11 protein-coding genes and 1 pseudogene are annotated in these 15,885 nt (G+C 61.7%); all 12 read right to left on the minus strand.

What is annotated here, in order from left to right; genetic code table 11:
* Positions 1-63: 63 nt before the first annotated feature.
* The 12 genes and pseudogenes from dhaK to ACZ25R_RS02190 all read right to left on the minus strand — a co-directional run bounded on the left by dhaK (position 64) and on the right by ACZ25R_RS02190 (position 15,882).
* Complete coding sequence (gene dhaK, locus ACZ25R_RS02135) at positions 64-1,065, minus strand: dihydroxyacetone kinase subunit DhaK (protein ID WP_223615867.1); 1,002 nt, start codon at positions 1,063-1,065, stop codon at positions 64-66.
* Between the two features lie 15 nt (positions 1,066-1,080).
* Positions 1,081-1,806 (minus strand): MIP/aquaporin family protein, encoded by a 726-nt coding sequence (locus ACZ25R_RS02140; RefSeq protein WP_223615868.1) that lies wholly within the window; start codon positions 1,804-1,806, stop codon positions 1,081-1,083.
* A 79-nt stretch (positions 1,807-1,885) separates the two neighbouring features.
* Positions 1,886-3,385, minus strand: coding sequence for a glycerol kinase GlpK (gene glpK / locus ACZ25R_RS02145; RefSeq protein WP_346305877.1), 1,500 nt, complete (start codon positions 3,383-3,385; stop codon positions 1,886-1,888).
* A 542-nt stretch (positions 3,386-3,927) separates the two neighbouring features.
* Entirely contained in the window at positions 3,928-5,445 is a 1,518-nt protein-coding gene (gene glpD / locus ACZ25R_RS02150; protein WP_472459883.1) for a glycerol-3-phosphate dehydrogenase, read from the minus strand.
* Between the two features lie 146 nt (positions 5,446-5,591).
* Complete coding sequence (locus tag ACZ25R_RS02155; protein WP_472459884.1) at positions 5,592-7,208, minus strand: GMC family oxidoreductase; 1,617 nt, start codon at positions 7,206-7,208, stop codon at positions 5,592-5,594.
* On the minus strand, positions 7,205-8,734 hold the full coding sequence (locus ACZ25R_RS02160; protein ID WP_472459885.1) for an FGGY-family carbohydrate kinase: 1,530 nt from the start codon (positions 8,732-8,734) through the stop codon (positions 7,205-7,207). The genes ACZ25R_RS02155 and ACZ25R_RS02160 overlap by 4 nt, the downstream gene beginning before the upstream one ends.
* A gap of 33 nt (positions 8,735-8,767) precedes the next feature.
* Complete coding sequence (locus tag ACZ25R_RS02165; protein WP_223614916.1) at positions 8,768-9,610, minus strand: class I fructose-bisphosphate aldolase; 843 nt, start codon at positions 9,608-9,610, stop codon at positions 8,768-8,770.
* Positions 9,583-11,327 (minus strand): annotated as a pseudogene (locus ACZ25R_RS02170) (glycerol-3-phosphate dehydrogenase/oxidase). The gene ACZ25R_RS02165 and the pseudogene ACZ25R_RS02170 overlap by 28 nt, the downstream one beginning before the upstream one ends.
* Positions 11,328-11,338: 11 nt before the next feature.
* On the minus strand, positions 11,339-12,331 hold the full coding sequence (locus tag ACZ25R_RS02175; RefSeq protein ID WP_472459886.1) for an aldo/keto reductase: 993 nt from the start codon (positions 12,329-12,331) through the stop codon (positions 11,339-11,341).
* Positions 12,328-13,332 carry a sugar-binding transcriptional regulator gene (locus tag ACZ25R_RS02180; RefSeq protein WP_472459887.1) on the minus strand — a complete coding sequence of 335 codons (1,005 nt, stop codon included), beginning with the start codon at positions 13,330-13,332 and terminating at the stop codon, positions 12,328-12,330. The genes ACZ25R_RS02175 and ACZ25R_RS02180 overlap by 4 nt, the downstream gene beginning before the upstream one ends.
* Before the next feature lie 2 nt (positions 13,333-13,334).
* Positions 13,335-14,324: an ABC transporter permease gene (locus ACZ25R_RS02185; protein ID WP_472459888.1), complete on the minus strand. Its 990-nt coding sequence runs from the start codon at positions 14,322-14,324 to the stop codon at positions 13,335-13,337.
* 22 nt (positions 14,325-14,346) lie between these two features.
* Positions 14,347-15,882: a sugar ABC transporter ATP-binding protein gene (locus ACZ25R_RS02190; RefSeq protein ID WP_472459889.1), complete on the minus strand. Its 1,536-nt coding sequence runs from the start codon at positions 15,880-15,882 to the stop codon at positions 14,347-14,349.
* Positions 15,883-15,885 lie beyond the last annotated feature (3 nt).

The following is a 15,885-nucleotide window of genomic DNA, read 5'->3' on the forward strand; positions in this document are numbered from 1 at the left end:
ACGGGATGGGACTTGATTTCGCAGCTTGGCCGAAGCCCGGGCAGAGGGCTTCAGCCGATCATGTCAGGCGCCCCAACGCAGCGATGGCGTGACCACCGGAGCGTCCCAGAACTTCACCATTTCATCGTCCAGCTTCAGCAGGGTGATCGAGCATCCCGCCATTTCCAGACTGGTGACATAGGACCCGACAAGATTGCGGACGACTTTCAGCCCGTGTTTCGCCGCGATCTCATATGCCTTGCGATAGACGATATACAGTTCGATCTGCGGCGTTCCCCCCATGCCATTGACGAAGAGAAGCACATTGTCGCCGCTCTTGAAAGGCAGGTCCTCGAGAATGGGCTCGAGCAGCATTTCCGCCACGCGATCCGCACTCTCCAGCTTCACCCGGTGCCGGCCCGGCTCGCCATGAATGCCGATACCGATTTCCATCTCATCCTCCTGCAGGATGAAGGATGGCTTGCCCGCATGCGGCACGGTGCAGGCCGACAATGCCATGCCCATGGAGCGGCCGTTGGCATTGACCCTGCGGCAAAGATCCGCCACCGGTGCGAGCGGCATCCGGGCTTCTGCGGCTCCGCCGCATATCTTCTCCGCCAAAACCGTCGTGGCGACGCCGCGCCGGCCGGCGGTCCACGTCGAGTCCTTCACCGCCACGTCATCGTCGATGACAACACTTTCGACATCGATGCCCTCTGCCCGGGCAAGATCGGCGGCCATTTCGAAATTCATCACATCGCCGGTGTAGTTCTTGACGATGTGAAGAATGCCTGCGCCGCCGTTGACCGCCTTTGATGCTTCCAGCATCTGGTCCGGGGTCGGGCTGGTGAAGACCGCTCCCGGACAGGCTGCATCGAGCATGCCCCGGCCGACAAAGCCGCCATGCATGGGTTCATGACCGCTGCCGCCCCCCGAAAGGAGGGCGGTTTTTCCCCGAACGGGCGCATCGGCCCGCGTGATGAAATTGGGGTTGCGGTGGACTCGGATCAGATCGCCATGGGCGGCAGTCATGCCGTCCAGAGCTTCCTCCACGACAGCGTCGGGAGCGTTGATCAGCTTTTTCATGCCAGCCTCCTTGGGTTAAATCAGGGCCTTGATGAAGAACGCAGCAATGATAGCACCAACGATAGGACCGACCACCGGAATCCACGAATAGCCCCAATCGGAGCCGCCCTTGCCGGAGATCGGCAGCACGGCGTGAGCAATGCGCGGTCCAAGATCGCGGGCCGGATTGATGGCGTAACCGGTGGTTCCGCCGAGCGACAGGCCGATGGCCCAGACCAGCATGGCAACCATGTAAGGTCCGATGGCCGGGGTGATGCCGGCGCCTGCAACCGCTTTCGAGAAGATGGCGGCAATGACGAAGACCAGCACGAAGGTGCCGATGATTTCACTGATAAGGTTCGCCCCCGTATTCCGAATGGCCGGTCCCGTGCAGAAAACTGCAAGTTTCAGGCCGGCGTCCGATGTTTTCGCCCAATGCGGCAGATATTGCAGCCAGACGATGACCCCGCCGAGGAAGGCGCCAATCAGCTGAGCCGGAATATAGGACGCGATCTTCGAATAATCGCCCGATACAACTGCAAAACCGATTGTCACTGCCGGATTGATGTGCGCGTCGGGACTGCCTGTCGATGTGGCGACAAACACGCCCGCGAGCACCGCAAATGCCCAGCCGGCGGTGATTGCCACCCAGCCCGCATTCTGCGCCTTCGAACCCTGCAGCAAAACACCGGCAACGACGCCGTCGCCGAGAATGATGAGCATCATCGTCCCCAATAGTTCACCGATAAATGGTGTATGCATAGTCTCCTCCTCCTAAAAATGATGATGAACGGAACAAAGGGAGCTGCAACGAGCGCAGCTCCCTCCAATTGACGATGTATTAATCCACCCAGTCAAGCGAACGGGTTACAGCCTTGTTCCAGGCGGCAAAGAGCTTGGTACGCTCGGCCTTTGACATGGCCGGATGCCAACGCTTGTCGACGCCCCAGTTTTCCACGATGTCATTGGTGGATTTCCAGTAACCGACGGCGAGACCGGCCGCGTAGGCCGCACCGAGGGCCGTGGTCTCGATGACCTTCGGGCGCACGACCGGCACGTCGAGAATGTCCGACTGGAACTGCATCAGCAATTCATTGACGGTCATGCCGCCATCCGTGCGCAGTTCCTTGATCTCGACCTTGGAGTCCTTGACCATGGCGTCGAGCACTTCGCGCACCTGGTAGGCGCTGGCCTCGAGCGCCGCACGGGCGATGTGTCCCTTGTTGGCAAAACGTGTCAGGCCGGCAATGACGCCGCGGGCGCTGTCCTTCCAATGCGGCGCATAAAGACCGGAAAACGCCGGGACAAAATATACGTCGCCATTGTCTTCCACCGTCCGGGCCAAAGCTTCGACGTCGGGGCTTGTCTGAATGATGCCGAGGTTGTCACGCAGCCATTGCACGAGGGCGCCGGTGATGGCGATGGAACCTTCGAGCGCATAAACCGCCTTCTTGTCCCCGAGCTTGTAGCCGACCGTCGTCAGCAGGCCGAAGGTCGATGGAACGAGCTTTTCACCCGTATTCATCAGCATGAAGCAGCCGGTACCATAGGTATTCTTGGCTTCACCCGGATTGAGACATGCCTGGCCGAACAATGCCGCCTGCTGATCGCCGAGAATGCCGGCAACGGGCACGCCCTGAAGCGGCGCAGCCTTGATCTCGCCATAGACTTCACTCGACGAGCGGATGGTCGGCAGGCAGGCGCGCGGAATGTTGAAGAGCTTGAGGATCTCGTCATCCCAATCCAGGGTCTTGAGGTTCATCAGCTGCGTGCGGGAGGCATTCGTCACATCCGTGATGTGAATGCCGCCATCGGCGCCGCCGGTGAGGTTCCAGACCAGCCAGGTATCGATATTGCCGAAAAGCACCTCTCCTGCCTCAGCCTTGGCACGCGCGCCGGGCACGTTGTCGAGAAGCCAATGCAGCTTCAATCCGGAAAAATAGGTCGCAAGCGGCAGACCTGTCTTTTCGCGCAGCCGATCCTTGCCACCGTCCTTCGCGTAGCGGCCGACGAGCTGGTCCGTACGGGTATCCATCCAGACCACGGCATTGTGCAGCGGCGCGCCCGTCTTCTTGTCCCAGAGAACGCTTGTTTCGCGCTGGTTGGTGATACCGACCGAGACCAGATCCGATGCGGAAAGCTTGGCTTTCTTGAGCGCACCGGCAACGACGCTCATCGTGTTGCGCCAGATCTCGATCGCGTTGTGTTCAACCCAGCCGGGTTTGGGAAATATCTGCTCGTGTTCCTTTTGATCGACGGCAATGACAGTACCCTTTCGATCAAAGATGATGAAGCGGGAACTGGTTGTGCCCTGATCAATGGATCCAACATATTTCGTCATACTTTCCTCCTGTTTCTTCTCTTGCGTTCGGTGTGGTGTTTCGGCTCGGCCAGAGATCGCAACCGCAAGCCTCCCGGCTCCCCAGACGGATTGCGATCCCCTTGGTTTGGATGTCGGATGGTGAATTGAAAACAAGGTTCTGAGCAGCCATTGCGCCGCGGCAAGCGGCGCGTTTTGGACTGGCGGCCATGCTCAAAAGAAGTGACGGCATACACGCTGGTCCGGCAGGCTCATGATCGGAGAAGCGCCAGACCCTGCTATCGGATACCCCGCAAAACGCCGTGTCCGCGGCGGGCTGGGCAACGCCGCAGCCGTCGAGATCAACTCCGAAAACAATGAGCCCGTAAGGACGTGCTTGCACGTGCCACCCCAACTCTAGCGTTCCACCGGATACAGCCGCTGTCTAAGCGATCATTTGTCGTTGATGAAACGATAACCGAAACCAAACGCGAAGGCAAGGAATGTAAAGTGAAAATAAAACGCGCATTCACAACCGCTTACACGTCACTGAATGGGCTGGCCTCGCGGCCAGCCGCCACCTGCTATTGCGCTCGGCGCAGGACGGTTTTGGCCATGAAGGTTTCGAGGGCGGCGGTTTCTGCGCCGGTGACATGCAGGCCGACCTTGGTGCGCCGCCACAGGACATCCTGCGCGGTCATCGCCCATTCCTGCGCGATGAGGTAGCGCACCTCCGCCGCGTAGAGATCCCAGCCGAAATGCTCGCCGAGATCGGCTAGGGATGCCGCCGTGCCCAACAGCACCCAGGCCCGCGTGCCGTAGAGCCGTACGAGCCGGTAGGCATGGCGCGTTTCGAGGAAGGGGTAATCGGCTTGCAGCCGCTGCAGCTGCGCCGCAAAACCGTCCGCCGGGAAATCGCCGCCCGGCAGCGTGCCGGCCGCCGTCCATGGCTTGCCCCTGGCCCCGAGCTTCTCCTCGATCTTCTCCAGCATGTGCTCCGCCAGCCGCCGGTAGGTGGTGATCTTGCCGCCGAATATGTTCATCAGCGGCGCCAGCCCCGCCGGCGCATCGCTTTTCAGCACATAGTCGCGCGTCGCCTCCTGCGCCTTCGAGGCCCCGTCATCATAGAGCGGGCGCACCCCCGAATAGCTCCACACCACATCGGCGCGCTGCACCGGTGCGGCAAAATATTCGCTGGCCGCCGCGCAGAGATAATCGGTCTCCGCAGCGGTGATCGTCACCTCGGCCGGATTGCCGTGATAATCCTGGTCCGTCGTGCCGATCAGCGTGAATTCCTGCTCATAGGGAATGGCGAAGATGATGCGTCCGTCGGTGTTCTGGAAGAAATAGGCGCGCGGATCGTCGAACTTTTTGCGCACCACGATGTGGCTGCCCTGCACCAGGCGCACATTGTGCGCCGCCTTGAGCCCGGCCACGCCGGTCAGGACCTCGTCCACCCAGGGACCGGCCGCATTGACCACGAGCCGCGCCCGCACCGTCTCCACCGCGCCCGACAGGGCGTCCTGCACGTCCAGCGTCCAGCCATCGGCCGCGCGCCGCGCCGCCGTCACCTTGCTGCGGGTGCGGATCACCGCGCCGCGGTCGGCCGCATCGCGCGCATTGAGCGCCACCAGCCGCGCATCATTGACCCAGCAGTCGGAATATTCGAACGCCCGCGTATAGAGCGACTTCAGCGGCCTGGCCGCCGCATCGCGCGTCATGTCGAGCGTGCGCGTCGCGGGCAGCTTCCTGCGCCCGCCAATGTGATCGTAGAGGAACAGGCCCAGCCGCAGCAGCCAGGCCGGGCGCAGCCCCGCATGGTGCGGCAGCACGAAGCGCAGCGGCCAGATGATGTGCGGCGCCGCCGCCCACAGCACCTCGCGCTCCATCAGCGCCTCGCGCACCAGGCGGAACTCGTAATATTCCAGATAGCGCAGCCCGCCATGGATCAGCTTGGTGGAGGCCGACGAGGTGCCGCTGGCCAGGTCGTTCATCTCGGCCAGACACACGCTGTAGCCGCGCCCCACCGCATCGCGGGCAATGCCGCAGCCATTGATGCCACCGCCAATCACGAAAATGTCGTAGATCCCGTCCTGTGCCACCGCTCATCTCCCTGTTCGCAACCGTCCTGCCCGCCAGCGCCAGCCAATATAGCACCACTGCGAAACAAATACGAAACCAAAAGAAAATATAACGCGCATCAACTCACCCGGCAAGATATATTGCGGACGGGGATGTTCTCCGGCAGCTATTGCACCCCGCGAAGAATGAGATCGGCAGCCTTTTCTGCAATCATGATGACAGGCGAATTGGTATTGCCGGAAACGATGCTTGGCATGATGGACGCATCGACAACGCGCAGGCCCGCGACACCGTGCACCCGCAGGGCATGGTCGACAACGGACCGGTCGTCGCTGCCCATCCTGCAGGTCCCCACGGGATGAAAAATCGTGGTCGCGATATCCCCGGCGCGCTTGATCAATTCGTCGTCGCTCTGGTACTGCGTGCCGGGCAGCATCTCGGACGGACGATACTTTTTCAAGGTTTGCGTTGCCATGAGATTACGCGCGTGGCGGATCGACCGGGCCGCCAGCAGCCTGTCGCCCGGCGTGGAGAGGTAGTTCGGCCGGATCTCCGGCTGCCGGCTGGCATCGGGTCCGGTGACGTGGACGCTGCCACGGCTTTCCGGGCGCAGATTGCAGACGGACACGGTCACGGCGGGATAGCGGTGCAGCGGTTCGCCGAGACGATCCGTGCTGAGCGGCTGGACGTGGTATTCCAGATCGGGTGTCAGCAGCGCGGGGTCGCTTTTGGCAAAAATGCCAAGCTGGCTCGGCGCCATCGACAATGGCCCTGAACGGCGCAACGCGTATTCCAGTCCCATCCCGGCGCGCGACAAGAGGTTGTGGTAGAGCTGGTTCAGCGTTTTCGCCCCTTCGATGCGGAAAACCGTACGGATCTGCAGATGATCCTGCAGGTTCTCGCCGACGCCGCGCAGGTCATGAAACGATTCAATACCCGCCTGCTTCAGGAGATGAGAGTCTCCAATACCCGATAGTTCAAGGATTTTCGGCGAGTTGATCGCGCCCGCCGACAGGATGATTTCGCGAGCGGCAGCCTTGCAAAGCTGGCCGTTTCGTTCAAAGCGGATGGCTGTTGCGCGCTTGCCATCAAACTCCAGCCTTTGCACCTCCGCGCCGGTCAATACCCGGAGATTGGACCGCTTCAAGACTGGACGAAGGAACGCCTTGGTGGTGTTCCAGCGAACGCCGCCGCGCTGATTGACCTCGAAATAGCCGGAACCCTCATTGTCACCGCCATTGAAGTCATCGGTCTTGCCAATGCCAAGCTCTTCGGCCGCATCGCGGAATGCATCGAGGATGGGCCAGGACAGGCGTTGCCGTTCCACGCGCCATTCACCCCCTGCCCCATGCAGCGGCGAACGTCCACGGTAATTGTCTTCGGATTTGAGGAAATAGGGCAGGACATCGTCCCAGCCCCAGCCGGCGTTCCCGGCCTGCCGCCAGCCATCATAATCGGCGGCCTGCCCCCGCATGTAGATCATGCCGTTGATCGACGAACAGCCGCCCAGCACCTTGCCGCGCGGATAGGGAAGCGAGCGGCCGTTCAGCCCTGCCTCCGCCGCGGTTTTCATCATCCAGTCCGTGTGCGGATTGCCCATGCAATAGAGATAGCCGATGGGCACGTGAATCCAGTGATAGCGGTCGCTGCCGCCCGCCTCGAGCAGGAGCACGCGGTTTTTCGGGTCGGCTGACAGGCGGTTGGCCAGCACGCAGCCGGCCGATCCGGCCCCCACGATGATAAAATCATAGGCGCCTTCATCAATTGGCGCTGCATTGCTCACGCTGCAGCCTCCGCCATCACGGTGTCACGCGCGGCCATGCGCTTCCAGACCGGCGCCATGGCATCGGCGATATCCCGGTAGAGCTGATAGCGCCTGGCATAATGGCCGGCCCTTGCAGCATCCGGCCGGTAGGATCGCTCCGTCACCACCATGGCCGCGGCACCGGCATCGAAATCGGGGAAAATGCCGACCGCTGTACCCGCGGCGATTGCTGCGCCAAGCGCCCCGGTCTGGCTCGACCGCGCTACTGTCACCGGAACCCCCAGGACATCGGCAAAAATCTGCGGCCAGATCAGGCTGCGCGAACCGCCGCCGGACAGCACCGCCTCGTCGAAATTGGCGCCTGCGTCCCGCAGTGTTTCGATGTGCTGGCGATGGCCAAAAGCGACGCCTTCGAGCAAGGCCCGGATCAGGTGGCCTTTCGTATGCCAGCCCGCGACGCCATAAAAACCTGCCCGGGCATTGCCGTCCTGCTGCGCGCCGTAGAGAAACGGGTGATAGATCGGATCGTCGGCGGCCGGTTCCACCGCCGCCGCCAGTTCACAGCAGCGATCGAATGGCGAGCCTCCATCCGGCTGTTCGCCGTGGAAGAATTCACGCACCAGCCATTCAAGGTTGGCGGCCGACGTCGCGCTCGATTCAATCGCCATGTAACGCTCGCGATCGAAGGTCGATGACATGAAGAACGGTTTTTTGAGGCGGGGCGCGTCAACGACCACCTGATTGATGCTCCAGGTACCGGCGATGATCGACGCTGCACCCGTGCGGGTTACGCCCGAGCCGATTGCCGAGGCAATCACGTCGAAAAGCCCGCCAATGACGGGCGTGCCAACGGCAAGTCCGGTCTGGTCGGCGGCGGCCTGCGTGACCGTTCCGGCGATATCGGCACTTTCTATGAGCGGCGGCAGCAGATCCATGCAATCGCCGAGCCCGAAGGCGGCCATCAGCTCGCGGTCATACCGCCGCTGTGCGACGTCGAGCAGGCCGCAACCTGCCATGTCGGACACCTCGCTCACACGCTTTCCCGTCAGGCGGTTGACGATGAAATCCTTGCACAGGAACACCGTGCCGATCCGCGCGAATGTTTCCGGCCGATGGCGTTTGATCCAAGCAAGCAGCGTCGGGGTCTGTGACGGCCAGGGCCGCTGCAGGCCGATCGGATAGGTGCGGTCGCCGACGCCTTCCGCCTGCCATTCTTCCACGAGATCCGCCGCCCGTGTGTCCAGGGACTGGATTGCCAGCAAAGGATTGCCCTGACGGTCAAGGGTATAAAGACCGTTGCCATGCCCGGCGCAGCCGATGGCAGCAATCTGCTCGGGGCCTATTCCGGCGTCGGCGATGCAGCGTTGAATGACCCGGCGCGCATTGGTCCAAAGCTCGTCCAGCCCGCGCTCCACGTGCCCCGGATGCGGCATGCTGCTATGCCCCTCCTCGGCAGCCGCCGCAATCTCGTTGCCTTGCCGGTCGAAGATGATGGCCTTGATGATGGTGTTGCCGGCATCAAGACCCAAAAGATACTCTCCCATACGGAACCCCTCCTCAGGTTCTTGTTTTCATTCTCAGCCCTGCTGGTAGAGCGCGTAGGCATCCTCGCCGCTGGCATTGTCATGAATAATGGCCATCAGCCCGCGCACCACTGCGCTCGGATTGGCATGCTGATAGATGTTCCGGCCATAGACCATGCCCACGGCCCCCTGCCGCATCAGGGCCGCCGATTTCTCGAAGACGATCCGCAGATCCTCCTTGCCGCCGCCCCGCACAAGAACAGGACACCGCGCCGCCTCCACCACGCGATGAAAATCCTCCGCCGCCGTCGTCGGGTCCGCCTTGATGATATCAGCGCCCATTTCGCGGGCAAGGCGGGTGAGCGTGACGATCTTGTCGGCATCGCCATCCACCATATAGCCGCCGCGTTCCGTGACGGGCTGCATGACGAGCGGCTCGATCATCAGGGGCATGCCGTATTTGTCGCAGTCGGCGCGGACCCGCGCGATGTTCTGCACGCATTGGCGGAACAAGTCCGGCTCGTCGGGCAACATGAAAAGATTGACGACAACGCAGGCCGCATCCATCTGGATTGCGCCGATCAGCGGCTCGGCCTCGTTCTGCAGCACCGCCCACATGTCGCGATGGCGGATGGCATTGTACGGATTGCCCATGTCGATGCGCATGACCAGCGCCGGCTTGTCCTTGCCGGCGACATCCTGCAAAAGGTCGGCCTGGCCGTAATTCATCTGGATGGCATCCGGACCTGCCGCCACCAGTGCACGGACGACACCCGCCATGTCCTCAAGACCATTCAGGAATGACGGCTCATTGCATACGCCGTGATCGATCGCCACGTCGAGGCAGCGCCCGGCGCCGAACAGCCGGTTCATCCGGACCTTAAGATTGTTGCGCATATCGTACTCCTTGTTCATTGCGTGCGATGAGTGTGCCGAGGCCAACGCCGTGGCGCCCGGCAAGAAGGGTGAGGAAGCGGTCAAGCTCTGCTTTCCGGCGGGCGGGCGACCAGCCCTTTTCGCGTGCGAGCACGTCGAGCACCGCTTCCGTCATGTCGAGGGATAGCTGGCCGCTGATGGCGAGCGTGGTGCGCCGCAACAGCAGGTCATCAAGATGTTCCGCCGCTTCGTTGCGAATGAGGAACGCGATTTCCCGGCTCGAATATCCGGCATTTGCCATTGCCGTGTCCGGGCCGGCCGCGATAAAATGTGCAATCGCTTCGGCATCGGTACCATATCGCTCAAAGAGCTCCGCAATCCGTTTTGGCGGAACGTTTGTTTCGCCGTAAATCCGCGAAATCCATTGGCCGATATCCTCCGGAAATGCCCGTCCGCCGCCTATAGGACGGGTTGCCGTTGTTACGTCCCGTGCCCGGTGCAGGCGTTCCAGCGTCATGTCGGCGGCAAGCTCACCGAAGGAGCGGAATGTCGTCCATTTGCCGCCGATCATGCACAGCACCGGCGGCGCGCCATCGGATGGTTCGATGATCGTGCAGTAGTGATCGCGCGGGATGCGGCCGGTAAAATCATCCTTGCTGGCCGGGAGGGGACGCACACCGGAGAACTGGAAGACAATGTCTTCCGGCCGGATGCGGATGCCAGGCAGGACAAAGGCCAGCGACTGCAGGATATAATCCCGCTCGTCCGGTTCGCACCGAACGCTCTCGGGATCGTCAACGCGGATATCGGTCGAGCCGACCAGAACCTTGCCGAGATAGGGAAAGAGGATGCAGATGCGCCCGTCCTCGTTCTCGTAATAGATCATGTGATCGTCGAGAGCTCCGGCGAGGTCCGCATTGTCGATGATGAGATGCGATCCTTTCGTGCCGCCCATCAGCGGCACGGGCCGCTTTTCCTGCGAAAACAGACCGGCATTGGCGATATCGATCCACCCGCCTGTCGCATTGATGATGAAGGCGGGCTCGACTGGCGTTGCTGCGCCGGTGATGTGATCGTGGACGACGAAGCCGTGAGCAGACCGCCGCAGTTCGGCGTAATTCAGAGCGCAGGCGTGATCGCCTGCCGCAAGGCCATCTCTCAGCACCTCCATGCCGATGCGTTCGGGATGCTTGACCCAGGCATCGTGATAGGTCGCGGAACTTTTGACGGCAGGGTTGAGCGCCGGCCATTTGGCCAGTGTCGCCTGCCGCCCGCGGAAGCGGTGACGCGGCATCAGAGCCCGCTTGCGGGTCAGGAAGTCATAAATGCTCAAGCCCGCCTTGACTGCAATCGCACCGCGCCGGCTTGGCCTGCGGCTCAGCCCGAGAAACCGCACGATGCCATTGGCAAGACCGGAGAAAATATCGAAGACCGGGACGGTCGTCGGCAGCGGCGCAACAAGATGCGGCGCGTTTTTCAACAGGCGGTCGCGTTCGGCCAGCGATTCCCGCACCAGGCTGAATTCACCGTTCTCAAGATAACGCAGGCCGCCATGCACCATGCGCGACAGGGCAGCGCTGGCACCGGAACAGTAGTCATGCTTCTCGACGAGCAGTACATTGACGCCCTGCAGCGCCAGCTCGCGGAAGACGCTGATGCCGTTGATACCGCCGCCGACGACGCACACGTCCACCTTCGGACTTCGACGAAGTCCGTCAAATATCTCTTCACGGTTCATGATGCAGCCTGTTACCTCATGTCTGCCAGTTGCACTGCGATGGCCGCGTCAATGGCCGAGAGGTCGTCTGTGCCGAGCCGGATTGTTCCCGCCCGCGCATTGTCGAGCGCCTGATCGGGGTTGCGCGCCCCGCACAGCGCAAAGGTGATGCCCGGCTGCGCCAGCGTCCACGCGATGACGATCTGGGCGATGCTGGCTGCGTGTTTGTCCGCGACAGGCCGAATGGCATCGGCGAACTGCTTTGCCTTCAATCGGTTATCGACTGAGAAGCGCGGATTGTCCTTGCGCTGGTCGTCGCCGGAGAACACGCGCCCGGGATCAACAGTCCCGGACAGCAGACCCAGCGCCAGCGACGAATAACTCAGCAATGAAACGTTATCTTTGCGCGTTACCGGCAGCAATTCGGTCTCAAGCTCGCGGTCGATCATGCTGAACCGTTCCTGGATCGCGTCCAACGCGCCGGTGGCGATATAGGCATTGAGTTCAGTGAGATTGACATTGCTCGCACCGATGGCACGGATCTTCCCAGCCCCGCGCAAATCCTCCATGGCCCGCACCGTCTCCTCAATCGGCGTCGTCGGGTCCTGCCAATGGGTGATGTAGAGATCGATGTAATCGGTGCCGAGACGCCGCAAGCTTTCCTCAACTTCGTGAACAATGGCATCGCGCCCGAGATAGCGGTGCACCGGCTTGCCATCCTGATCGAAAAAGTGCGTGCCTTTGGTTGTGTGCCAGACGAGACCGCATTTGGTGGCAATGACGGCCTTGTCACGGCGCCCCTTGAGAGCCTTGCCGACGATTTCCTCCGAACGCCCAAGCCCGTAGGCGGGAGCCGTATCGATGAGACTGACACCGGCGTCCAGCGATGCCTGGATGGCGGCAATCGATTCCTGCTCGTCGGTGCCGCCCCACATCCAGCCGCCGATGGCCCAGGTTCCCAGCCCCACGGCCGACGCCTGCACGCCGGATTTGCCGATTGCCCGCGTCAATTGCTCGTTGCTCATGCCTGTTCTCCTTCAACGGCAATGTCCAGAATGCGCTGTCCCGTCGCCTCGTCCGTCACCAGCGTGTCCAGATGATTGCCGCGCATGATGCTGAGGATCGGCCGCGCCTTGTTCGGTCCGCTGGCAACCCCGATCTTGGTCGGAATGGAGGCGAACTCCTGCAGCGTCAGCGAGACCAGCGAACCGTTCAGGCTGTAATCGCAGACCTGTCCGCGCTCATCGAGCAAATGGGCCAGCAGTTCGCAGCGCGCGCCGGAACGCTCGATCGCCTCGAGATCCGTGCTCGATGACGGATGCAGGTCGTAATAACTCGAGTCATCCGTGAGGATCGAGCCGATACCGACGACGGCGATTTTGGCCTCGCGCGCCCGTTTGAAGACATCGGCGACCGAGCGCATGTTGATCAGCATCGCGCGCTCGGAAGGGCTGTCGGCAAACAGTGGCGCGTGAATCTGGTATGCACGCCCGCCGAGCCTGTCGGCCATCAGGGTCGAGACATGGTTGACATCGGTATAGTGCTTGCCCTGGACGCAGCCGGTGGCCGGGATCACCTCGACATCGAAACGGCGCGGTGCCTGCAATCCGGCAACCACGGCGCTGACACCCTTGCCGCCGGTAATACAGATAGTATCGCCATCGGTGATCTCCTCGATCAGCAATCGCGCCGCAGCCTCGCCGACCGCCTGAAGCGCCGTCTGCGGATTGTCGGACACCGTCGGCACGACAATGGCACGGCTGATGCCGCCCAGCGCCAGCAGCTGTTCCTCCATGTCGACCAGCGGCTCGACCGGCGATTTGATCTTGATCTCGACGAGGCCGAGCTGGCGGCCGCGCTTGATGAGGCGGTTGACCGTCGGCTGCGAAAGCCCGAGCTGGTCGGCAATCTGCGCCTGGGTCAGCCCCTCAAGAAAGTGCAGGACCAGTGCCTGGTGCATCTGCCGCGCGATGACGATTTCCTCGCGCGGAGCCGCGTGTTTCGGATTGAGTTTGATAATCGCCATGGTCAGGAGGCCTTCCGCTTGTGCAGGAAATGGTCGATGGAGACGGCCGTCAGAAGAATGCACCCCTTTATCATGTCCTGCCAGTAGACGGAGACATCGAGCAGTACCAGCGAGCTGGTGACGAGCGACAGCAGCGCTATGCCAAGGATGGCGCCAAGGATCGTGCCGGACCCGCCATTGAGCGAGGCACCGCCGATAACCGCAGCTGCAATGATGTTGAGCTCCATGCCGACGCCGAAGGTCGGTGTCGCCGCGCCGAAGCGCGACATGTAGATCACCCCGGCGAACCCCGCGAGCGTCGAGCAGAGAACCGTTACCCAGAATTTGACCTGCTTCGTGCGGATGCCTGAATAAAGCGCCGCCTTTTCATTGCTGCCGGTATAGAAAACCTTGCGCAGGGCGGTAGCGCGCCGCAGCAGGAAGTCGAACAGCATGACCACCGCGAAGAAGATGAGGATGACGTAGGGCACCCCGTAAAACGAGCCCTGCCCGACCGCCTTGAATGCGGGCGGCAGGGTGAAGAGCGAAAGCGGCGTTCCCTTGGTGATGATCAGGCACAAGCCGCGCACGATCACCATGCCGGCCAGCGAGGTGATGAAATGGTTGAGCCCCACCACCGTGACGAAGAACCCCGTGACACAACCGATCAGCCCGCTGGCCAGAATGCCGATGAGCGAGGCCGTCCACGGGTCGAGCCCGGCCAGGAACAGCGTGCCGGAAAGCACCATGGCAAAGCAGACAACCGAACCGACGGCGAGATCGATGCCGCCGACGATCAAAAGGATCGTCATGCCGACAACGACAATGCCTTCCACGGAAAAGCTCATCAGCATGGCGCGGAAGTTGCCAAGCGTCAGAAAATGCGGCGAGACGAAACTCATCGCGATGCAGAGCGCGAGAATGATGGCGATGAGACCGGCTTCGCGCATCGAGCCCAATTTCTTCCAGGATGAAACCCGCACCGTTTTTGCCGTCATCGTCTCGACCGCCATTCGTGTATCTCCCAATCGCTCTTCAGGCTGCATGTTCTGGTGCATGCGTCGTTGTATGTTTCAGTCCGGATGCGAGCCGGATGATCGCTTCTTCGCTCATTTCATCGCTGCCGAGTTCACCGGCCACCGTTCCCTCGCGGATGACAAGCACCCGGTCACACAGGCCCAACAGCTCCGGAAGCTCGGAGGAAATGACAACAATACCGATCCCGGAGCGGGCAAGTTCGCGCAGAAGCTGGTGAATTTCGGATTTCGCGCCGACATCGATGCCGCGCGTCGGCTCGTCCATCAGGATAACCTTGGGTTGGACCGCCAGTTGCTTGGCGATGGCCACCTTCTGCTGGTTGCCGCCGCTGAGCGATGACACCGGCATGTCGACATGGTTCATCCGCACGCCGAGCCTGCGCGCAAAGTCGCGGGCGAGCTGGCCTTCGGCCTTGGCATCGATCAAACCCAGATGACCTGTCACCGCTTTCAGGTTAAGAACCGAAATGTTCTGCGCAATCGACAGGTCCAGGAAAACGCCCGAGCCCTTGCGGTCTTCGGAGAGATAGACAATTCCTGCTTTGACCGCATCGGCATAGGTTCGAATGGCCTGCGGCTTGCCGTGCAGGGAAACCTCACCCTCGACAGCCGCACGCAAACCGCAGATGCCCTCGGCAATCTCGGTGCGCCCGGACCCGATAAGCCCGCCAATCCCGAGGATTTCGCCGCGCTTCAGATCAAACGACACGCGGCTGAAACGGTCCCCGTCGCCAAGCGCGCGAACCGACAAGATTGTCTCGCCCGAGCGCTCGGTCTCGATCTGCTTGGGTGGATAGAGCTGCGTGATCTCGCGTCCCACCATGCGCCGCACCACGTCATCGGGGGTGACATCGGCAATATCTTCGGTGGAGACATAGCGGCCATCGCGCAGCACGGTGACCCGGTCGCACAGGCTGAAGATCTCCGCCATCCGGTGGCTGATATAAATAATGGAAAGGCCATGCGCCTTCAGTTCCCGGATGATGCCGAAGAGTATCCGCGTTTCCGCTTCCGTCAGCGCCGCCGTCGGTTCGTCGAAAATCAGCACCCGGCAGTCGAGCGTGAGCGCCTTGGCAATCTCCACCAGCTGCTGGCTGGAAATCGCCAGGTCGCCGACCCTTTGCCGGACGTCGATGGGTGCCAGCCGGTCCATGACCGTCTGCGCGTCGCGTTCCAGCCTGCGGTAATTCATCAGAAACGACCGGCGTCGGCTTGTGGTCGCCATGAAAATGTTCTCGGCGACGCTGGCATCGGGACAGAGCGCGATTTCCTGATGCACCAGTCCGATGCCCAGTGACTGCGCAACCGAAGGCGATCCAATCTTCTGCGGTTTGCCGTCGAGCAGTATCTCGCCTTCGTCGGGCTGAAGGACGCCGGCAAGAATGTTCATGAGCGTGGATTTTCCGGCACCGTTCTCACCGCAAAGCGCATGGACCTCGCCGCGCGCCAGCGTGAAGTCGACGCCCGTCAGCGCTTTCACCGCACCGAAATGCTTGGTGATTCCGCGGATACTCAAGACCGGTTCCGATGCCATCGC

It is taken from the genome of Phyllobacterium sp. RCAM01083 (assembly GCF_055685835.1).

Bases quoted from the DNA above. Each gene is read 5' to 3' on its own strand.
- ACZ25R_RS02160 (WP_472459885.1), bottom strand. From the start codon at position 8,734: ATGGGAGAGTATCTTTTGGGTCTTGATGCCGGCAACACCATCATCAAG.
- dhaK (WP_223615867.1), bottom strand. From the start codon at position 1,065: ATGAAAAAGCTGATCAACGCTCCCGACGCTGTCGTGGAGGAAGCTCTG.
- glpK (WP_346305877.1), bottom strand. From the start codon at position 3,385: ATGACGAAATATGTTGGATCCATTGATCAGGGCACAACCAGTTCCCGC.
- ACZ25R_RS02165 (WP_223614916.1), bottom strand. From the start codon at position 9,610: ATGCGCAACAATCTTAAGGTCCGGATGAACCGGCTGTTCGGCGCCGGG.
- ACZ25R_RS02190 (WP_472459889.1), bottom strand. From the start codon at position 15,882: ATGGCATCGGAACCGGTCTTGAGTATCCGCGGAATCACCAAGCATTTC.
- ACZ25R_RS02180 (WP_472459887.1), bottom strand. From the start codon at position 13,332: ATGGCGATTATCAAACTCAATCCGAAACACGCGGCTCCGCGCGAGGAA.
- ACZ25R_RS02175 (WP_472459886.1), bottom strand. From the start codon at position 12,331: ATGAGCAACGAGCAATTGACGCGGGCAATCGGCAAATCCGGCGTGCAG.
- ACZ25R_RS02140 (WP_223615868.1), bottom strand. From the start codon at position 1,806: ATGCATACACCATTTATCGGTGAACTATTGGGGACGATGATGCTCATC.
- ACZ25R_RS02185 (WP_472459888.1), bottom strand. From the start codon at position 14,324: ATGGCGGTCGAGACGATGACGGCAAAAACGGTGCGGGTTTCATCCTGG.